Annotated in this window: 18 protein-coding genes; 8 read left to right on the top strand and 10 right to left on the bottom strand. The window is 41.5% G+C overall.

Annotation, left to right across the window (positions count from 1 at the left end; all coding sequences use genetic code 11):
• Positions 1-1,168: 1,168 nt before the first annotated feature.
• Complete coding sequence (locus tag PUQ00_RS02460; protein WP_300412810.1) at positions 1,169-2,893, bottom strand: heme peroxidase family protein; 1,725 nt, start codon at positions 2,891-2,893, stop codon at positions 1,169-1,171.
• A 479-nt stretch (positions 2,894-3,372) separates the two neighbouring features.
• Between PUQ00_RS02460 and PUQ00_RS02465 the strand changes: the two genes are divergently transcribed.
• Positions 3,373-3,759 carry a VOC family protein gene (locus tag PUQ00_RS02465; RefSeq protein ID WP_300412812.1) on the top strand — a complete coding sequence of 129 codons (387 nt, stop codon included), beginning with the start codon at positions 3,373-3,375 and terminating at the stop codon, positions 3,757-3,759.
• 63 nt (positions 3,760-3,822) lie between these two features.
• Here the strand turns inward: PUQ00_RS02465 and PUQ00_RS02470 are convergent, their stop codons facing one another.
• The 5 genes from PUQ00_RS02470 to PUQ00_RS02490 all read right to left on the bottom strand — a co-directional run bounded on the left by PUQ00_RS02470 (position 3,823) and on the right by PUQ00_RS02490 (position 6,397).
• Entirely contained in the window at positions 3,823-4,017 is a 195-nt protein-coding gene (locus PUQ00_RS02470) for a hypothetical protein (protein WP_300412814.1), read from the bottom strand.
• Positions 4,008-4,349 carry a hypothetical protein gene (locus PUQ00_RS02475; protein ID WP_300412815.1) on the bottom strand — a complete coding sequence of 114 codons (342 nt, stop codon included), beginning with the start codon at positions 4,347-4,349 and terminating at the stop codon, positions 4,008-4,010. The genes PUQ00_RS02470 and PUQ00_RS02475 overlap by 10 nt, the downstream gene beginning before the upstream one ends.
• A 5-nt stretch (positions 4,350-4,354) precedes the next feature.
• Complete coding sequence (locus PUQ00_RS02480) at positions 4,355-4,630, bottom strand: hypothetical protein (RefSeq protein WP_300412817.1); 276 nt, start codon at positions 4,628-4,630, stop codon at positions 4,355-4,357.
• A gap of 32 nt (positions 4,631-4,662) precedes the next feature.
• Entirely contained in the window at positions 4,663-4,965 is a 303-nt protein-coding gene (locus tag PUQ00_RS02485; protein ID WP_300412819.1) for a hypothetical protein, read from the bottom strand.
• Between the two features lie 355 nt (positions 4,966-5,320).
• Entirely contained in the window at positions 5,321-6,397 is a 1,077-nt protein-coding gene (locus PUQ00_RS02490; RefSeq protein ID WP_300412821.1) for a PIN/TRAM domain-containing protein, read from the bottom strand.
• 390 nt (positions 6,398-6,787) lie between these two features.
• Here PUQ00_RS02490 and hemW point away from each other — a divergent pair, with 390 nt between their 5' ends.
• Both hemW and PUQ00_RS02500 read left to right on the top strand, forming a co-directional pair.
• Complete coding sequence (hemW, locus tag PUQ00_RS02495; protein ID WP_300412823.1) at positions 6,788-7,969, top strand: radical SAM family heme chaperone HemW; 1,182 nt, start codon at positions 6,788-6,790, stop codon at positions 7,967-7,969.
• Between the two features lie 10 nt (positions 7,970-7,979).
• Positions 7,980-8,867, top strand: a complete 888-nt coding sequence (locus PUQ00_RS02500) for a UTP--glucose-1-phosphate uridylyltransferase (RefSeq protein ID WP_300412825.1) — start codon at positions 7,980-7,982, stop codon at positions 8,865-8,867.
• Between the two features lie 261 nt (positions 8,868-9,128).
• Here the strand turns inward: PUQ00_RS02500 and PUQ00_RS02505 are convergent, their stop codons facing one another.
• A complete protein-coding gene (locus tag PUQ00_RS02505) occupies positions 9,129-10,532 on the bottom strand; it encodes a hypothetical protein (protein ID WP_300412827.1) in 1,404 nt (467 codons plus the stop codon).
• A 320-nt stretch (positions 10,533-10,852) separates the two neighbouring features.
• On the opposite strand from PUQ00_RS02505, the gene PUQ00_RS02510 reads away from it, so the two are divergent.
• From PUQ00_RS02510 to PUQ00_RS02530, 5 genes are all read left to right on the top strand, one after another.
• A complete protein-coding gene (locus PUQ00_RS02510) occupies positions 10,853-11,977 on the top strand; it encodes a THUMP domain-containing protein (protein WP_300412829.1) in 1,125 nt (374 codons plus the stop codon).
• Between the two features lie 704 nt (positions 11,978-12,681).
• Positions 12,682-14,115: an SET domain-containing protein-lysine N-methyltransferase gene (locus PUQ00_RS02515; RefSeq protein ID WP_300412831.1), complete on the top strand. Its 1,434-nt coding sequence runs from the start codon at positions 12,682-12,684 to the stop codon at positions 14,113-14,115.
• Positions 14,116-14,151: 36 nt separating this feature from the next.
• Entirely contained in the window at positions 14,152-14,709 is a 558-nt protein-coding gene (locus PUQ00_RS02520) for an SET domain-containing protein-lysine N-methyltransferase (RefSeq protein ID WP_334741679.1), read from the top strand.
• 325 nt (positions 14,710-15,034) lie between these two features.
• On the top strand, positions 15,035-16,549 hold the full coding sequence (gene gntT, locus PUQ00_RS02525; RefSeq protein ID WP_300412835.1) for a guanitoxin biosynthesis MATE family efflux transporter GntT: 1,515 nt from the start codon (positions 15,035-15,037) through the stop codon (positions 16,547-16,549).
• 332 nt (positions 16,550-16,881) lie between these two features.
• Entirely contained in the window at positions 16,882-17,148 is a 267-nt protein-coding gene (locus PUQ00_RS02530) for a hypothetical protein (protein ID WP_300412837.1), read from the top strand.
• A 320-nt stretch (positions 17,149-17,468) separates the two neighbouring features.
• Here the strand turns inward: PUQ00_RS02530 and PUQ00_RS02535 are convergent, their stop codons facing one another.
• The 3 genes from PUQ00_RS02535 to PUQ00_RS02545 all read right to left on the bottom strand — a co-directional run bounded on the left by PUQ00_RS02535 (position 17,469) and on the right by PUQ00_RS02545 (position 21,203).
• Positions 17,469-19,094: an NAD(P)/FAD-dependent oxidoreductase gene (locus PUQ00_RS02535; protein ID WP_300412839.1), complete on the bottom strand. Its 1,626-nt coding sequence runs from the start codon at positions 19,092-19,094 to the stop codon at positions 17,469-17,471.
• Positions 19,095-19,287: 193 nt separating this feature from the next.
• A complete protein-coding gene (locus PUQ00_RS02540) occupies positions 19,288-19,590 on the bottom strand; it encodes a hypothetical protein (RefSeq protein ID WP_300412841.1) in 303 nt (100 codons plus the stop codon).
• A 587-nt stretch (positions 19,591-20,177) separates the two neighbouring features.
• Positions 20,178-21,203 carry an LD-carboxypeptidase gene (locus PUQ00_RS02545; RefSeq protein ID WP_300412843.1) on the bottom strand — a complete coding sequence of 342 codons (1,026 nt, stop codon included), beginning with the start codon at positions 21,201-21,203 and terminating at the stop codon, positions 20,178-20,180.
• Positions 21,204-21,308 lie beyond the last annotated feature (105 nt).

Below are 21,308 nucleotides of genomic sequence, written 5' to 3' on the forward strand. Positions count from 1 at the left end.
GCAGCGCGGGAACAGGGGAGCCAGTGCTTCAAGTCGGCGGAACCCCGCAACGCAGTGGCTCCCCATGAGCCAATACAGTTCAGTTAAGCATTTCTTGCTTCTCTTCCTTCTCTTCCTTTGCGACGGCAGTCGCTACAACTCTTAGCCACCCCCTTGCGGAGGTTCCCTCCGTTGGGGGGAGTGGCGTGGGAACCCCCCTTCGGGTTCACCAGTCGCCTACGGCGGGAAACCCGCCTACAGCGCTGGATTCACCGCAACGCGCTGCCTCTTTTTTGCGCCCTTTGCGGTTCGTTAAAAAAAAAGACTTTTACAAAGAGTTTTAGCCTTAACCCAAGCGTATTGCCTCCTAAATCATCTTTACTAGCTGAAACTTCAATGACTGATGATTAGCCCCAAATGTATTAACCGCTTGAATCTTTGGCACATCTAGGATACCAGTTTTAACACAGTGATACTACAATCCTTGATGGCTGGAGAGTGTCAACCCCAACTCTTGGAGACGCTACGCGAACGGGGAATTAAAAATTAATAATCCCCATAAATCAATTTAGGGGCTTGTAATAATGACTTAGTATTTCGAGACGCAGAGCGCGAGAAATACATTTTTTCTGTTCTCCATAAATAAATTTAGCGCAAAGTCTGAGCGGAGGTTTCCTCCGTTGGCACAGCCCGCCGCAGGCATCAGAACTTTGTAAGAGAGGGGCTTGTACCCTTTTTGTTTTTGGTCAGTCGAACGCTTTTAAATTTTGGATAAAAATACATCCCTTGGTTAAGGTGGTTAATCTATTAACCACCTTAACCAAGAAATTGAAGGATAACCTTGAATGGTTGAAAACTTAGACAATTGAAGAAGAATACATTCGTCAGAATCAAGACGCTCTCTGCGAGACGCTGCGCGAACGCGGACACGAGAAAGCGTGACGCTATCAGTCGGGGATTCAGACCCGCGACTACGAAAGTTGACCACCAAATTTTCTTGTTTTGTGGGTGTCTTAAACCCGATTATTCATCCACCAGTCGTACAGAATACCTTTCCTGTATTCTGACTCCTGACTCCTGAATTCTGTTCGATAAAATAATTGAAAATAAGCTCAAATCCAACCAAAAAGAGTTGGATTTGAGAACATTTACAGTATGAGTCGACCGGACAAAATATAGAAGAGCCAGACTAGAGTTTCAGTGCGTATTTAATCAGGTCAGGGATATCGAATTTCTGCTTTTTGCCGATTTCGGGTGTCCATCTAGGTGCTTGACGCAGGAACGAGTAACTATCGTGTAACAGCAAGCCGACAAATGTCTCCAGGACTATCCGGCTACCAACTTTGCCAAGGCTAACTGGTGTTTCAGTCTTCCCACCTTTTTTTCGCCAATCATGGGCAGCTTCAGCTAATATGTAGTACCAGAGCGGAGCCTTGCCAATAAAGTCTGTATGGATAGAATCCAGAATTGGCAGTTTATCAAACTCATCAACATTAGTGGCTTTCCCTACTTTTAGTTGTTCATCGCTAAGAGGCTGATACCCCATTGCCCTTGCGACATCTTGCCCTGATGGCAGACCCATAGACATTCCACGCAGAAGGTTACGGAAGGCTAGATTGTTAAATTGTCCTGCTTGAGGCTGAGGCTGAAGTTTACTGATGTCATCTAGTGGAGGTTGCTTATTTATCTGAGAAAACTCTGGCAGGAACGCCAACGGATTGACCAAAGAAGGATCGATTTTGTAAGCAGGCTGAGTGCGATTCTTGTTTTTACGAGAGTCTTTATCTCCTGTTAAGTCAAAAAATAAATTCCAGTCAATTCCCCATTCCTGTGGAAATTTGTCGAAGCCATTAAGTCCACGTTCTTTTAGACCAGCAAAGATGAATTGCCGTCCGTCAATGCCTCGTGCCAGCTCATTAGGATGAGTAGTATCAGGATTGTTGCCGCCTGTAAGCTTAGTATTGAGACGATAGATGGGGCGCACCATTGAATGTCCAAAACGATAAGCCGCAACGGCAAACTCAATGGGCATAAAAGCATCATTACGCGGTTTATAGAAGTGTAAACGTGGAGGATGCTCGAAAATCGAGTCATTATTATTTAAATGGGGAAGGATATCCTTGTATACATCAGAAGAGGTAATTCTCGGTAGAAAATCGTGGAGTACTACATACTGATAATGCCAGCGTACCTGACGCTGAATTTCGGCAAAATTCCAATTTGAATGCTCGTCTGCAAGTCGGTTGTGGAATTGCAAAAATACTCCGTGTAATTGAGAAACAATCACATTTTCGTCATTGCGCTTGTCTCCAATGAGTGCACGATGATGTTCACCATTATCATCAGTCCAGCTATGACGTGGTAAATCTTTGGTAATAGCCTTGCCTTTTAAACCTTCTAATAGATCGCGTCCCAACTGAAATTTGCGACCGTTTGCCGTATACATATACGGTTGATCGTCAGGGCCACTGCCATAAACAGAATCTAAATCTAGGGCTGGGGTTCTAAAATCTACTAAGGCATTGACATCGTTACGTTGCTGTAAGCTGCTGGCAGGATCAAAGGTAATGTCGTGGTCAATAAACTGACCGAAGTAGGTATAGCCTGCATCAATACCGCTGTTTTCTTCATCATCGTGAAGACGACTTTCACGGGGTTTACCTTGTTCGTCAACATCTTCACGAGGAGCTATGGGTAAATTCTGAGCATTTTTTTCTGGCTCTGCTGACATTCGATTTTCTTCTTGACCATCGCCAGCTAACTTCCGTAAAGCCTCTTCAGACCAAGTGGCTGGGGGTAAGCTGCGGAAAATTCGCCCAAAGCGTCCCTCAAATTGTGGAGAACGAGGATTAAAGCCTGCTCCACGAACTCCGCCGTGTGAAGAACTGGTTTTGTTTGGTAAATGAGTACCCATATATTCATTCCTGAAAAACTAAGATAGTTGCCAAATTATTTACAGTATTTAAAAGTTTGAGACTCAAGGTGAGTGCGAAGTTTTTGATGTTGATTGACTAAACCTTGTATTGCGCCTACACAAAGAAAAAAAGTCAACCCTGTTAAATGTAACAGAGGTTGATTGAGGAATTATGCAAGAGCATTTGAAATAACCAGATTATATGTCAATACAGTTCAGTTAAGCATTTCTTTCTTCTCTTCGAGAGGCTTTGCCAACGCGATCGCTATCATTTCTATATGTCAGACTGCAACACAGATGTTTGATGAATTCAGAAAAATAAAATCCTTAAACGTATTACTATTCATCTGATGCTGTCATTTGTCAAGGTTAATTTTAGTTTCAAGGTCAGCGAAGCTAGGCAAACTTCTGCCACAGTGTACTAGTAAAGTTCTGGTAAAAGTGCTAAAGGTAAATGATTGGTAGCTTGAGAAGTACACATGAAAATCACTGATATTCATCATGTAGCTATTATTTGTTCTGACTACGATCGCTCAAAAGATTTTTATGTAGAAGTTTTAGGCTTTTCAATTATTCAAGAGACTTTTCGTGCCCAGAGAAATTCTTATAAATTAGATTTACGAGTTGGAGAAAATGCTCAAATAGAGTTATTCTCTTTTCCAAATCCTCCAGAACGTGCTAGTAAACCAGAGGCTTGTGGTTTAAGACATCTTGCTTTTGAAGTTGATGATGTTGAGCAAACTGTTTTTTATTTAAAATCGAAAGACGTAAAGGTAGAAAATATCAGAGTTGATGAAATTACAGGTAAGAAATTTACTTTCTTTAAAGACCCTGATAATTTGCCGTTAGAGATTTATGAGCCTTAACCTAACGAACACTAGTTGTTCTATGCTTAAGATAAAAAATATGTTATTAGGATTTAAATAAAGCTATTTATTAAATCCTTTGCCTCTAGAAACTTCCAATTCTTGATAGCTAGACATATAAGCGTATCCATCTCTAATTTCTAATCCTAAAAACTTGCCAAAACGTACAGAATCATTTCCTATTAATTCACCTTTTCGAGGTTTACCTTGATAGTTAATTAAAGCTTTTTTAGCATGGCGCAACGAATTTATAGGCACAAAAATATCAGTTTTATTATAGCTATAAAACCTGACTTGTTTCTGGATGCAAACAGCAACTCACCTAAATTGTTATTTTTTATATCTTGGTTATATGTTAAAGCAAGATACTCATCTACATAGATAAATCTACCTGAATTTATATTTTCTGTAATATCTAATGAATCAATTAGCTTTTTTAAAAAACCTGCATGTTCAGGATATGTAGCAACTAAATAGTAGATACTACCTAGTACTAATCGTCTAGCTCCTATCTCCCTATTAATTTGATAATTTTGGTAACATTCTTTGATGATTATAACATAAAATTCATTGAAGGGAATCTTGAACATAGACATTAGCTTTTGTAGATAAAAAGCAATGAAAAATTTTTAAAAGATTTTGATTCTTCTAAAGTTTCCAGGCAATCAGAATGATAATATTTCTGTGGATTAGTTCGGTATTGATCCCATAGCATTGCAAATAATGCTCTAAAATCTCTACTTTGAGTTAATAAAAACTCATTTGCTTTTTTGTGACCGTATTTTGTAAAAATATTTATATTAAATTGGGTTAATTTTTCACTAGTTTTAATTACAACGTTACCAATTTGCGTTCGATTAATTTTAGTCATAATCCCAATTTCTTAGGTTAATTATAGATTTGCTATCGGCAAATATAATTTAGGGTTTCTGGTGTAACGTATCGGCCTTTCGCTTTTTTCAGCAAAGCTTGAATTTTAAGTAGTTGATTTCCGATCACTTCAACTACAATTACCTGTTCATTTTCGTAAATATCAAATACAAGCATTTTATTTTTTAATCCCAATAATAAATCTTGATTTACTGTGAACATATAAGGAGCATAAAATTCACTAGGCAAGCTTTGTAAAAATTTGTTAATTTGTTCTCTCGTTTGAAAAATCCCAGCAATTTTTATAAAAGTCATATTTACCTCTACTTGAGACAAGATTTTTCTAATTCTTACACTTTAAAATTTAGATAGTTGCTCGGCTAGCAAGTATTATTTACATTTCTTAATTTTACGAGAGCTTGACTGGTGGAGAAAGGTACAAAAAAGACTGAGACTAAAATAAGTTTGAATTCTACGTAAATGCGATATAAATTGAGTACTTATCGCTTTTTCTGAGCTTTCCACGTCCCACCGTAAACATAAAATGGGTTGTTTTCACTGACATAAGTCCAACATTTAAAACAGACAAAAATCCACTTGTTACCGTCTTGATATTTCACCCTATACAAAATCGGTGCAGGTTGACTGCACCGATGGCATAATTTAACTCTAATTGCACCTGACATTTTCCTCACGCCAATGCTGAAGCTTGGGGTTTGGCAAAAATCATTCTTCCGGCTGTGGTTTGCAAAGCACTGGTAACAACTACTCGCAGTTCACCACCCACATAACTACTACCTTCTTCAACGACTACCATTGTGCCGTCATCTAAATAGCCAATACCTTGACTGGGTTCTTTGCCTTCCTTGAGAATTTTCAAATCCAGGTTGTCACCAGGTAAATAACTGGGACGCACGGCATTCACTAAATCATTCACATTCAAAACAGGTACTTTCTGAACACTGGCAACTTTAGATAAGTTGTAGTCGTTGGTTAGTAGTGTGCCGCTAATTTCTTGGGCGAAGCGCACTAACTTGGCATCCACTGTGGCAATATCTTCGTAATCAAGAGCATTGATCAAGATACGATCGGGGTAAGTTTCCTTAATGCGGTTGAGAATTTCTAGTCCTCGCCTTCCCCGCACGCGCTTTTGGTCTTTGCTAGCATCGGCTACTTGTTGCAGTTCTTGCAAAACAAACTGCGGCACGATAATTTGCCCTTCCAGAAACCCTGTTTCTAGCAGGGCTTCAATGCGACCATCGATAATGCAACTGGTGTCTAAAACTTTGGTATTGGCGGGTTTTAGCGTCCCTTCCGCTACCATTGATTCTACAGTGTTGGGATTAATGAACCGCAATAAGCCTCGTCCGTGGGTATCTGCCAAATTCATACCAGTGACAGAGAGGATAATACTGCCGACAACTGCCACCAATGGCTTAATAAATCCAAAATCTGCCGGTATAGGTAGCAAAAATAATGGGGCTAGCATCAGGTTAGCTAGCAATAGCCCAATCACTAAGCCAATGGCACGAGTTAAGATTACTTCCAAAGGCATTTCTTTGATTTGTGATTCTAGGCGACGATATGTCGTCTGGAAACTCAGCCCGATCGCACCACCAATAATAGCGGCAAAGACGGCAACAACTAAGCGTAAAGCTTCAACATTTGTTACCTGATCTAGCGTGCCATTGGGTAGTAGTTCGATGCTGTAGAACCCTATTCCGGACGCTGCTAGGATAAATGAGAAAATAATAATGGCATCAAGCATGGTTGTCTTGTTTTCCTGCAACTGTGTTAACCGATAAAGTTAAGTATTTTTTATTTCATCGGTAAGGTAAACTAATCAATATTGACTTACACTAAGGGTTTAGTAGCGCAATATCTGCAATTATTATAACGAAAGGCTTTATCTTAATATTTTTCATTGTTTCGTTGTAAAACGACAAAAACTTGTAAAGAAACTACTCATTTTGGAAGAATTTAGAAGTCAGAATTAAAAAAACATTGGTACCCAAACTTAATAATTTTAATAAAATTAAGAAGTTATTGCACACTTGATTTTCCAATTATTCTGGATTCTGGTTTCTGACTCCTGAATTCTTCCCTCATTTTCATTATCTCTAATTCGCAGTTGGGTTAACTTAAAACTTTTCTCAAAATGAGTCAAAAATTTAGTATTTCTGAAATTGCGAGTTCTGCTTATGTACATATACCCTTTTGCAGACGGCGGTGTTTCTATTGTGATTTCCCGGTGTCTGTTGTGGGCGATCGCTTGCGGGGCGAAACATCTGGTACTATCTCCCAATATGTTGAGGTGCTATGTCAAGAAATTGCGATTACACCAGCATTCGGTCAACCCCTGAAGACAATTTTCTTTGGTGGTGGTACTCCTTCGCTGCTATCAATAGAGCAGTTACAACGTATAGTAACAGAGCTAGAGAAGCATTTTGGGATTGCCTCTGGGGCAGAAATTTCTATGGAAGTAGACCCAGGCACCTTTGATTTAGTACATATAGCAGGCTATTCCAGTGCAGGCGTGAACCGCGTAAGTTTGGGTGTCCAAGCCTTTCAAGCAAAATTATTGCAAACGGCGGGGCGATCGCACTCAGTTGAAGATATCTTTGCAGCTGTGGAACTAATCCACCAAGTCCAGATTCCCGAATTTAGTTTAGATTTAATTTCTGGGTTGCCGCATCAATCTTTGGATCAATGGCAGGATTCCTTAGAAAAAGCGGTAGCGCTTGTACCTACTCACATTTCCATCTATGATCTTACCATTGAACCAGGTACAGCCTTTGGTCGTTACTACAAACCTGGTGATATTCCTTTGCCCACGGATGAAGCCACAGTCAAAATGTACCAGATGGCGCAGCAAGTTTTGATTAGTGCAGGTTATGAGCATTATGAAATTTCCAATTATGCCCAAGCTGGCCATCAGTGTCGGCATAATCGTATTTATTGGGAAAACCGCCCTTATTATGGTTTTGGGATGGGTGCGGCGAGTTATGTTGAGGGGAAACGCTTCACTCGTCCGCGCAAGACTAGGGAATATTATCAGTGGGTACAAGCTGGCGGTGTGATTGATTGTGATGTGACTCCCCCAAAGGAAGTATTGTTAGAAACGTTAATGTTGGGGTTACGTTTGGCGGAGGGTGTGAGTTTGGCGGCGTTGGCGGAGGCATTTGGGGAAGAAAAGGTAAAGGAAATTTGCAGCTGTTTGCAAGTGTATTTTGAAAAAGCTTGGGTGGAAGTTGCAAAGGGAAGGTTGCGTTTGATTGATCCGCAAGGGTTTTTGTTTTCTAATGTGGTGTTGGCGGAGTTGTTTGAGAAGTTGGGGTGATCAACTGCTTATGCATAAAAATCAAGTTAAAAAAGCTGTGATTCCGGTAGCTGGTTTTGGGACTCGGTTGTTTCCAGCTACTAAAGTTGTGAAAAAAGAACTTTTCCCGATTATTGATCAAGATGGTAGAGCAAAACCTGTGATTCTCGCAATTATTGAAGAGGCAATCAGTGCTGGAATTGCAGAAGTGGCGCTCGTAGTGCAGCCGGATGATCAAGAAATATTTGAAAATTTATTAAAAAATCCACCCAAAAAACAACTTTTACAAAAACTTTCACCGCAAAATCAAGAATATAGTCAATATTTGCAAGATTTAGGTAACATAATTACCATCTTATTGCAAGAGGAGCAATTAGGCTATGGTCATGCGGTATTTTGTGCCAAAGATTGGGTGCAAAGTGAGCCGTTTTTGCTATTGTTGGGCGACCACATTTATACATCTGACATTGAAAAATCTTGTGCGCGTCAAGTTTTAGATGTTTACGAACAAGTTAATCAAAGCGTTGTTGGCTTAACTACAATGTCAGCAGAAATTATTCATAAAGCTGGGTGTGTAGCAGGAGTTTGGCAAGATTTAAACTCGATTTTGTCAGTTACACAACTCTATGAAAAACCTACCATTGAGTATGCACAACAGCATTTGCGTGTAGAGGGAATGGCAGAAAATGAGTTTTTAGGTATATTTGGCTTGTATTTACTTACGCCGAAAATTTTTGACTTTCTGGCAGAACATATCAATAAAAATTTCCGAGAAGGAGGTGAATTTCAGTTAACATCTTGTCTTGAGAGATTGCATCAGCAAGAGGGAATGACAGGATATGTTGTTAAAGGCAAGTGTTTTGATACAGGATTGCCAGATGCTTATCGGCAGACAATGATTGATTTTAGAAAAATATAAGTAAGTCGGCGAGAAAAATTCTATGTATATGAAGAAATATACATTTCAATGTAGGGTGCGTTATGCCGTAGACGAACGCATCCTACATTGAAATTTTTTAACATAGCTTGAAATCTTAACACCGACTTACTTAGATTAATTTCAATTCAATTCCTTTGTCTGGGAGCATCTCACTTTTTAAAGTGGCTCAAGCAGACAGTAATTTATTGAGATCAGCAAAGCGATGGGCTTTGTGTGAAGTTGAAAATAAACCTAAATCAATCACAAAACTACCTCAAAACTAGCGGTAGTTAGAGCCGGAAAATAGGTAGCACCTAATTGTGCAAATTTACCCCCCAAATTAATATTAGTATCAGCAAAACCATCCGCCGAACGATTAGGATTATAAAAGAGACTACCGTTTACGCTATTATAAACAATCTCCGCACTACTACCTGCTGCTAAACTATCGTCCGTGACTGTGGCAAAGTCTGCGGAATTTAATGTAGTTGGGAAGACCGAGTTAGTTAGAGCGGTAAAGGTAGATTTCGATAGTTGGATCTGGTCTTGATCAGGAGTGAAGTCATTAATAATATCAACTCCTAGTTCCCTAATATCAAACTTTGATCCTGTTGCAAATGCAAACTTATCTGAATCTGCGCCTCCTATTAAGATGTCGTCCCCGCTATCTCCTTGTAGGTAATCGTTGCCGTTGTCCCCGATCAGAATATCTTTTCCACTACTACCAAACAGAGTATCATCACCGTTGCCCCCCACAAGGCTGTCATCATCACTACCCCCGTCTATTTTGTCCGCACCAGAACCACCAAAAAGGATGTCATCACCGCTCCCCCCATCGATGTAATGGTTGCCAGCAACACCAGAAAGCGAAATATTGTCATCACCGCCCCCAGCAAAAATAACCTGATCGCCTGGCAAAAAATCGTTCTGACTCAAGGTATCGTTTGCATTTGTTGTAGTAACATCAGTACTTATCACATTTCTGGATCGAGCAATTGCCTCTTTTATGGCATCAGCAACATTCTCACTTTCAGAACCAAGAGTCAGTACACTACCTCGACCAAGCTTGGTAACTAGTCCCTCGTAATCGACTACAACATCACTCGTAACTAGAAAAATTGGAATAATGTTATTTGCTTCCAGCGCAGTTTTTACTTGTTCTATCTCTGGATAATCTTCATTAGGAGTAATTGCGCGATCTCCATTATTGGCAATAGTATTACTTGGACTAACTGCTGCCCGATCTCCGGCAACGTGATAAATACTATCGGTGGCTAGGAAAACAATGCGAAATGAACCTACTCTATAACCGAGACTGGCACCGCTATCTAAAGCTGCATACAAGAGTGCGTCTAATTGTGATTCGGGCCCATCGTTGCCACCAAAAGCTTCAAAGCCAAAGATTTTGTCTTTAACTGTTGTGACATTATTTGTTAAAGGGACTTCTGCTCGATATACATAGTCAGCATAACCTCCAAAAGGCGGAATTGGCTTATCCTTGAAAGAGGCAATACCAAATTTCAGGTCATCACCAAAGATACTCGCTAAAATCGGATTGGTTAACCGATTTACCGTTGTAGGAAGTACGGCTTTTAGCTCGACCAATTGGTCATAATTTGACGCTGTTAAGTCTTGTAGCAAAATAATATCAGATACTGGAGCCATAGTTTATGCCTCTGACTATATTTACTTAATGGGTTGTATTTAAAAGTGCAGGAACGCATTTCAGCTTGATACTAGCAGGATTAATTTATTTAGGATAGTACTTAAACTGATGAAATATAATCTCTTTCAAAAAATATTTGCTGTGTCCTGACTCAGCCTTGATTCCGTTAGTCTGGGGCTTGTTATGCTGAGTTACTTAATTTCGTTGTACCCTACTAACGTTATGGTCGCAGACTTAACGAGAGAGAATGTCACAAGATATGAGTTAAGCTAAAGTGCGTCAATGGGTCAGCAGTGAAGATAATGCTTTGGATTAGAGGATGAATCAGTATTTTGCAACCGTTGCTCGCGGATTAGAAACCCTCGCGGCTCAGGAGTTAGAGCAACTCGGTGCCCATTCCGTGGAGCCAGGGTTTTGCGGTGTAGCCTTTGAGGGCGATCGCACCCTACTTTATCGCGTCAACCTCTGGGCTAGGCTGCCGTTCCGAATCTTGGTGAATATCCATGAGTTTCCTTGCCTTGATGCCAAGGATCTTTATCGCGGCATCCAGACCATCGATTGGGTAAACTATTTGACGCCAGACATGACGCTAGCGGTGAATACCACGGGCAAAAACGATCAGCTCAACCACACCCACTTCACGGCTCTCCAAGTCAAAAATGCGATCGTTGACCAGCAGCAGGAAAATCTGGGCGAGCGTTCAAATGTAGAACTTTATGAACCAGATGTGCGGATCAATGTTCATATTGAACGCGACTTTTGTACCGTTAAACTCGACAGTTCTGGAAATAGTCTGCACCGCCGAGGCTACCGCCCTGCGGTTGGAGCAGCCCCTCTAAAGGAATCTCTGGCTGCTGCCCTGATTCAACTTTCGGGCTGGCAGCCAGACCAGATGTTCTATGATCCTCTGTGTGGATCTGGCACTTTACCTCTGGAAGCTAGCTTAAAGGCACTTAACATTGCACCAGGGCTGTTTCGCGATTGTTTTGGATTTGAAAATTGGCTCGATTTTGATCTGTCCCTTTTAGAAAAGCTGCTCCAAGAAGCTAAGGACAGCCAATTGGATACCCTGACCGCACCTATTTGGGGAAGCGATCGCGATGAAAATATAATCGAGCAAGCGATTAACAATGCTCAAAATTGCGGCCTTGATAACCATGTATGGTTTTCTCAAATGGAGCTTGCCGATGTTGTCGCCCCCGCAGATAGTGGAGTTTTATTCTGTAATCCACCCTATGGCGAACGGCTGGGGCGAGATAGTGATTTAGGGGCATTCTATAAACTTTTGGGCGATGTGTTAAAACAACGCTTCAAAGGCTGGACTGCATTTGTGCTGAGTGGCAACAAGGAATTGTCTCAATCGATTGGACTAAAATCATCCCGGCGCATTGCGGTGTACAACGGAGCGCTGCCCTGTCAGTTAATGAAATATGAGCTGTATTAAGGGAATCCCAAATAAATTCTTTACTAGTAGCAATTGTCTTGAAAGTCAAGCGATGCCTACGGCGGTAAACTACGCTCTCAACTACTTTAACACTAGTACAGCACGGCATAAATAAGCAGACCATTGAAAAGCCCTAAAGAGCTGATTCCATAATACTTTTGATTTTTGACTTTTACTTCTCTACGAGAGGCTGCGCCCTAAGCGTAGCTATGCCGCAGGCTTTACGGCTACGCTCAGTACAAGTGACTTTTTACTTCCGCCTTGCGGTACTAGCCCTTTCAAGGTGTGTTATTTTCAGTTTTTTCTGGTTCACAATCTTAAAAGTTGAGACATCAGGTCGATTCTTGAGATAAATCCGCTTTGCTTGAAATTTTTTTGGATAAGAGGATGTTTGAAAAGTCCTATTGTCGGTATCAAATAGTTTTAGATCCCCCTAAATCCCCCTTTTTAAGGGGGACTTTGATTCCGGTTCCCCCCTTTTTAAGGGGGGTTAGGGGGGATCTAAAAGTGCCTAAAGTCACAGCAAAACACTTTTCAAACAACCTCTAAGAGCGGATGACGACGAAAAGCCCTCACCTTAATAAGACCCGCCCTCCGGTTTGAGAATTTGCGATAATTCTGTGAAGGTGGCGAAGGTATTGCTAAAAGTCCACATATTTATGTATTTTGAATACATGATAGCTATGACACTTTAGGAAATTGATATGAAAGTTTGCGTTTTGCAACCTGACTATTCCCAATCTACATTAGACTATAAAAACTACGACCCACCTCGCAACCTGTCTCATCTATTACCCGAAGATCAAGTAGACCATGTATTTCTCAATAAAGCTATAGCCTATCGTCAGTTAAAAGAGCTAAAAAAGCAAGGGTACGATATTTTTGTCAACCTGATTGAGGGCTATCGAGATTGGGATATTCCCTTTTCTTACGATGTTGCTACTGCCTTAGAAAACCTCAACTTACCCTACACGGGCCCTAAATCAACTCCGTACGATCCTCCCAAGGATGTAATCAAATATGTTGCTGAATCGATGGGAGTTAAGACACCAGCGTTTGTAGTAGCTGAAACTTTAGATGATGTGAAAAACACCTTTCATAATTTAAAATTTCCTCTGTTTGTGAAGCCCGCAGAAACAGGAGACAGCCTGGGAATTGATCAGAAATCTTATGTAACAACAAAAGAAGAACTTCTGAGCAAAGCTGCGGATATTCTAGCTAACTTTGAGCGAGTTTTGATTGAAGAGTATATTGATGGACGCGAACTTACCGTGCTGATAGCAGCTAACCCAGACGATGCCGGATCGCCTGTAGTATATAAACCTGTTGAGTTTTTATTTCCCAAAGGTGAGCATATTAAAACCTATGAACTAAAGCATAAACAACATCATTCAAAGTGCTATGTTCCTTGTGATGACGAGCAACTTGATGTACGTTTAAGAGAAGCGACAAAGCTGATTTTTTTGGCTATCAATCCGACTGGATATGGTCGAGCTGACTTTAGAATCGATGGCAAAGGAGAAGTCTTTTTTTTGGAAATTAATTTACCATGTACTGTTCTTTGTGGTGAAGTTTCAGAAAATTCTGCTGACTATATCCTGAAATTTGACGAGGTTGGTTTAGATGGATTTCTCAAACATATTATTACTGAAGGAATTGCCAGACACCAAGGCCGCCAAAAGAAGTATAAAGTGCAGAATGATCCGATTTCCGGCTATGGTATCTATGCACTGAAAGATTTGAAATCTGGTGAAGTTGTATTTCCAGGAGAAGCTAGATCACAAAAAATTATCACTCGTTCTTATGTCGAATCTCATTGGGATGCGATACAAAAAGAAGATTTTCAACGTTACGCCTATCCCATTAGTGAAGAAGTTTTCATTTTGTGGGATGATAATCCCATAGAATGGAGTCCACAAAACCACTCTTGCGACTCTAACATTGCTATTCGGGGACTTGATTTTGTGGCAATCCGAGATATTACTGCGGGTGAGCAACTGACCTTAGATTATGCCACATTATACGATGAAAATATGTTGGAATTTAACTGTCAGTGTGGCTCACTCAATTGTCGAGGTATCATTCGCGGAATATCTGGAAATTCCGTAACTCAGCGTGAAAAAGTCCCCAAAATGTAGGAAGATATATTGTCTTGATTATTCCATACAAAATTCATTTGCGACTATTCGATGAAAAATCAGATATTCTCTACCAACGAAGAGCTAACTACTTCCCAACATGAAATCACTAAAGTTTCATCTTTTGCTGAAGTTTGGGAATGTCCTTTAACAGGTGAAAAATCGCTTCATGCAACTGTGAACTTTTTCCCAGGTGAGGTTATTTCCAATCTCATAACTAAAGAAATCTTGAAATATCCAAACTATTTAACAGTGCAATTGAATGAGCAGGAACATATTATGTTCACTTCCGAGTTTTTACACTATATAAATCACAGTTGTGACCCGAATGTTTTTTTTGATATTACAAATAGGGTTGCCACCTGTCTGAGAAAGATTGAGGTGGGTGAAGAAATGACCTTCTTTTACCCATCTACGGAATGGTCTATGGCTCAAGAGTTTGATTGTAACTGCGGAACTCAAGCATGTCTGGAACGCATTCAGGGCGCAGCACATTTACCCCCAGCTATTTTGCAGAGCTATCAGCTCAGTGATTATATAAAACAATTAGTTTTTAAAGAGGTTGATGAGACTAACTTGATGGCAGACAAATAATAATTGAATAGCTAAATGTCACTTTCACCATCAAGTGTCCAAAAAGGTGAGTGCCCAGTTTATGCTTCAATAGGTGGTATAAGGGTTGTTTAATTAGTGATGATAATCGTGTAGATATCAGAAGGGGCTAAACTCGCCTAGCCCTTCTGATATAATTATGATTTTTATTTACTTGAAGCCATAGTCTGCGATCGCTGTTGTTTGTTGTTGCGATCGCTCCTGATTATACTCTGACGAGAGTGAGATTCATCGCGTTAAGCAGCGATTGATGCCTTCGTCATACAAGATTTTGTGAGAAAATGTAAAAATTGAAATATATACTACGATGTTAAGCAAATTCATAACCGAGAACTTTGGCGGTAAGCGCATCAGGACTATTGCGTCAAAGCTCACAGGAGAATACAGATATGACTTCGTAACTCGCTACTTCCGACTGGCGATCGCCAACGTCCTCTCCAATATCATGATACCACTGGCCAATTTAGTCAGTGTCATCTTCTTAGGTCATCTTTCGGAAATCCACCACCTAGCTGGAGTTGCCCTAGCTGGAAACCTGCTTAACTTTCTCTACTTCGTTTTAATCTTTTTACGGATGGGCACCACTGGGCTAACAGCACAAGCTGTTGGACGAGATGACCGAGAAGGTGTGTTGTTGGTGGGACTGCGTAATGGTTTAATTGCTGTTGTGCTGGGTGGAGCGCTCATACTGTTGCATTACCCTTTGGGATATCTAGGGTTTGCTTTGCTAGATGTCGCTCCAGAGGTTAAGGCTTCAGGGCTTTCCTATTTTAACACCCAGATTTGGGGAGCGCCTGCGATTTTGCTCAACTTCGTCCTGCTTGGCTGGTTTCTGGGACAGGAAAAAAATGGCATAGTTGTGCTGTTGTCGGTCGTGGGCAATGCTGTCAACATCGCACTCGACTACCTGTTTATTATCCACTTGGGCTGGGAAAGCATGGGGGCAGGAGTGTCTTATGCTACAAGCCAATATCTATCTTTATTGGTGGGATTGATTTTTTTGTGCAAAGAAATCCAGTGGCAAGAGTTACGAGAGGTAGCTGTTAAAATTTTGGACACCTCAGCTATACGCTCCACCTTGACTTTCAATGCAAATATCTTTATTAGCAATTTAGTTCTGATGTTTACCTCCTTAATGTTTAACTATCAGGGGGCACAAATGGGAACGATTATTTATGCTCAAAATGCCTTGCTCTTACAGATATGGAATTTGAACTTCTATTTTGTAGAAGGATTGGGATATGGCACAGAAACTCTGGTCGGAAACTTTAAAGGAAAAGGAACTTTACGACAGTTAGCACCCCTGGTTGGACTTTCTATCTTAACTGCTCTGCTGGTGGGATTATCTTTCAGCGGAGTGTGTTGGCTATTTCCTGATACGGTTTTTGGGTTGTTAACCAACCACACCGAAATCACCGAAAACATTCATATTTTTGTTCCCTGGTTGCTACTTGCCCTGATATGCAGTTCAATAGGTTACATGCTAGATGGGTACTTCTTGGGTTTGGCAGAAGGGCATACTCTCCGCAATGTTAGTTTAGTTGCTCTTGTCGTGGGATTTTTACCTGCGGATGTAGCCGCCATTAAGTTTGAGAGTAACCATCTTTTGTGGCTGGCTTTTCTTTTATTCGACGCCATCAGGATGATAATGCTTGGGGTACAGTTACCCAGAACATTTGCTGGTGATGTTGATAATGGTAGTGTCTCCCTTCCCGCTATAGAAGCAGATCGCAACTTTCCTCTAAATATTGAAGTAGATCGTAAACAGATGCTAGCCGAAAAAGTGGAAGTTTGCCCGGATGAGAGGTCATTACTAAACTAATACGCCACAGCGTAAATAGAGCAACCATTTAAAATCCCTAAAAAGTCCATTCCATAATACTTTTGACTTTTACTTCTCTACGAGAGGCTACGCTGAGTACAAGTGACTTTTGACTTCCGCCTTGCGGTACTAGTGCTCTGTCAAGGCAGCTTTGAAGAGTTCAAGTGTTAGAGGTATTTAATCCTCTTTCAGAAATTTAACTTGAGCTAAAAAAACTTCAACCCTTCTCTGAGCATGGAATTCAGACAGTTAAGATCACAAATGCTTTAAAAAACTGCCACTATGATCTGTGACTAACAATCTGCAATTTATTTATCGCTAAAAGGCTATTTATGTCAGACCTATTCACCTTTACCGTTACCAATAAAACCGAACTGGCAATTAAAGAGTTGTGGGTATCTGTCGATGATGAAGAGTGGGCTTCATTTAGCTTGGGTGAGTCAGGGATTCCATCAGGTGAAACAGCAACAATTGCTTGGGCTGAATATAAGAATGGTTCGCCCTGTGAATGGTACATCTCTGCTGTATTTGAAGATGAATCAGAAACTGAGTCAGCCCTATTTAACTTCTGTAAAGAACCAGATTTAACAATTGGATAAATTCCTCACTGCGATCGCCTACGGCGTGTACGCCATCGCGCTTGATAAATGATTGTATATCGACTCTAGACATAAAAACAAAAGCCCTACCTCGAAAGCATCTAGGTGGGGCTTGATATTAGAATTGACATTGGCATACCAGATAATAGACTTATCCGGAAATGAGAACTTTATTTGGCTGAAACCTAGCTCTGGAGAGGGTTTTAGAGGTTCCTGTTTTATATAAGCTAAAAAGCCAGCTATGCAAGGGTTTCAGCTATTTTGAGGTTTATTTGTGGATAAGTCTAATGATGTAACAGGCGATCGCTCTCAACTTAAAATCAGATGCTGAGACTGCGACCGCAATTCCTTAAAATACTTAAAGCCACTGCCTCCGCCACCTTAATCCCATCGATACCAGCCGAGAGAATTCCCCCTGCGTATCCCGCTCCTTCACCAGCCGGATAAAGACCGACTGTATTCAAACTCTGATAATTTTCTTGGCGTTTAATCCGAATCGGTGACGATGTGCGGGTTTCCACCCCAGTCAATACGGCATCGTCCATCGCAAATCCTTTAATTTGTTTGTCAAAAGCGGGAAGTGCTTCACGGATGGCAGCGATCGCATAATCTGGTAAACTCTGGTTCAAATCACCCAAGTGTACTCCAGGTGTATAAGACGGTTTAACAGTGCCTAACGTTGTAGAAGGGCGATGGTTGAGAAAGTCTCCCACCAACTGCCCTGGAGCTTCATAAGTCCCACCGCCCAACTCAAAAGCTCGTTCTTCCAAGCGCCGTTGGAAGTCAATTCCCGCCAAAGCATTTCCCGGATAATCTTCGGGGGTGATGCCCACAACGATCGCACTATTAGCATTGCGCTCATTGCGAGAGTATTGGCTCATCCCATTGGTGACAAGTCGCCCCGGTTCTGATGCGGCTGCAACCACCAAGCCCCCCGGACACATACAAAAACTATAGACGGAGCGACCATTTTGGCAGTGGTGAACCAGTTTGTAATCGGCAGCACCTAAAAGCTTATGACCAGCTTGAGCGCCGAAACGACATTGGTCGATGAGAGACTGGGGATGTTCGACCCGAAAGCCGATGGAAAAAGGTTTAGCCTCGATGTAAACCCCGCGCTCAAATAGCATTTGGAAGGTATCGCGGGCGCTGTGACCGACTGCGAGAACTACATGATCGCTGGCGATATATTCCCCATTAGCAAGGGTAACTCCCCGCACTTGTCCATTTTCGATATTGATATCTTCGATCCGACTTTCAAAGCGAATTTCACCACCGAGGGATTCGATTTTGGCACGCATACTTTGGACGATTCCGACCAGTTTGAAAGTACCGATGTGCGGTTTGTTGATATAGAGAATTTCCGGTGAGGCTCCTGCATTGACTAATTCCGTCAGTACTTTACGCCCATAATGCTGAGGATCTTTAACCTGACTGTAGAGTTTGCCATCAGAGAATGTACCCGCCCCACCTTCGCCAAACTGGGCATTGGATTCGGGGTTGAAATTTGATTTTTTCTTCCAAAAGCCAAAAGTATCAACGGTGCGATCGCGAACTTTTTTCCCACGTTCTAAAATGATTGGACAAAAGCCCATTTGCGCCAGCATCAAACCCGCAAACAAGCCACAAGGCCCTGTACCAATGATAATGGGGCGAATCGCCAAATTGCTGGGTGCTTGTGCCACTGGGCGATAACTCATGTCTGGCGTGGCCATCACATGGGGATCTTTTTTCAGGCGCTTGAGTAGATGAGTCTGTTGAGTCGTTTCTACATCGAGAATATAAACAAAGGTGATCTCTCCTTTCTTACGGGCATCGTAGCTACGCTTGAAGATGGAATAGCTGATCAATTCTTCGTCTGTGATTTCCAGCTTTTTGAGGATGGCAGCTTTGATCTTATCTTCAGGATGATCAAGCGGGAGCTTTACTTCTGTTAGTCGTAACATAGCGAGGAGAAATTCATACTATCTTTCAAAATATTAAACAAAATCACTGTGGCGCGTTAGTAGCGTAGTTCCCGTAGGCATCGCTGATTTCCTTCGGGGCTTAAACAAACGTGAGTTTGATAAACTTTTCCCTACCTTGAACTAAAGTTTAAGTCTGTCGCTCTCCGATTCGGCTACGGTCTACACACAAGTCCTAAAAATTTAGCTTGATAAAGCTTTCCTTATTCTCATGCAAAGCATTGTCAGTCAATGCATTGGCATTGTCAGTCAATGCGTTGGCATTGTCAGTCAATGCATTGGCATTGTCAGTCAGTGCATTGGCATTGTCAGTCGATGCATTGGCATTGTTAGTCGATGCGTTGGCATTGTCAGTCGATGCGTTGGCATTGTCAGTCGATGCATTGGCATTGTTAGTCGATGCGTTGGCATTGTTAGTCGATGCGTTGGCATTGTCAGTCGATGCGTTGGCATTGCAGGTTAAGAGATTTGTGTACACTCTAGTTCCGATTCAGAGAGGGAAGGATGTTTGAAAAGTCGCAAAGTATACTAGACTTATCCGGAAATGAGAACTTTATTTGGCTGAAACCTAGCTCTGGAGAGGGTTTTAGAGGTTCCTGTTTTATATAAGCTAAAAAGCCAGCTATGTAAGGGTTTCAGCTATTTTGAGGTTTATTTGTGGATAAGTCTACTATAAACCCCTCTCCAAACCTCTCCCCGAAACGGAGAGAGGCTTTGAAACCCCCATTCCATTGTAGGGAAGAGCGGTTAGAAGGATTAGGTTTGGGAGGCTTAGATGTTAGCAATAATACTTTTCAAACAACCTCTTAGAGGTCTTTTTATAATGGCTAATTAGATAGATAAGATACAACTTCTCGAACTCACGTTAAACAATAAAACTTACGCAAAATATCTCTCAAACTCTGATTTCCACCATTCGCGCAGCGTCTCCCCTTGGGAGAAGTTCAGCCGCCGCTCCGACTTCTCTCTGTGCCGCGCCAGTTGCTGCAATGGGGGGAACCCCTGCAACGCACTAGCTTCTCTGTGCCTGGAGCGGTTCGTTATTCCGTAACTCTTGCGTAAGTTCTAAACAAGACTGACAGCCGCCTCTAACATTCGTATTATCCCAACATCAGCATCTATTTCCACTTCTAGACCAATTGGCAAGGTAAATTTATCTTTAATATGACCAATCATTGAACCATACCAAGCAGGAATTTTTAAAGGAAGTATATGATCTTGCAATACTTGCATTAAGGTAAATGACGGTTCATCCCCAAGACTACAATTAGTGCATTGCCCAAAGATAAAGCCAGCAATTTGATTAAGTATCCCAGCAGTTTTTAACTGCGTCAGCATCCTATCTACACGATAAACATCCTCGCCAATTTCTTCCACAAACAGAATGCTTTTGTTCCAGGAAGGTAGATAAGGTGAACCTACCATCGCTGATAGTACTGATAAATTTCCACCCACAAGTTTACCCCTCGCCTTTCCCGGTGCGATTATCTCCACTCGCACTTCGCTAGGGTTGAGATTTTGCATCATCACCGCTTCGCCATTAAATAGGATGCGCTTGAAGTAATCCACTGTAAACTGATTCCAAGTTGATGTGGCAACTGGCCCATGAAAAGTAATCACTCGACTACGGGCATTAATTGCCAACAACAGCGTCGTAATATCGCTGTACCCCATGAGAATTTTCGGATGGGAGCGGATTAGCGAGTAGTTTAGTAAGGGTAAAATGCGATTACAGCCCCAGCCACCACGCATAGGAATAATTGCTTTTATGGAGCGATCGCTAAACATCAAGTTTAGATCATCAGCGCGATCGATATCTTTACCGGCTAAATAGCCGTAACGATCTAAAATATGTGCCCCCAGCTTGACTTTTAATCCTAACTGTGAAATGGATTGCTGCGCTGCTTCGATGTCTTTGGCATCAACGATACCCGCAGGAGCGATTAATCCTACGGTATCGCCCACTTGCAGGCGGGGCGGCTTGCGGATGGTATTTAGGGATAACTTACCTTCAGCGCTAAGTGATGGTATCTGGGTGGCTAAGGTAGCCAGCCCAGAAGTTGCGAGAAATTGCCGACGCTTGATAGTCATAACCATTGAGTTGGGGATTAGAGACTGTTTTCCTAATACCTAATACCCAGTTTTGTAAAGAGTAGTTATAGCAAGCGTAAATCATTCGTCAACAACAAGATTCCT

Source organism: Nostoc sp. S13 (genome assembly GCF_029379315.1).
Classification (GTDB): Bacteria; Cyanobacteriota; Cyanobacteriia; order Cyanobacteriales; family Nostocaceae; genus Nostoc.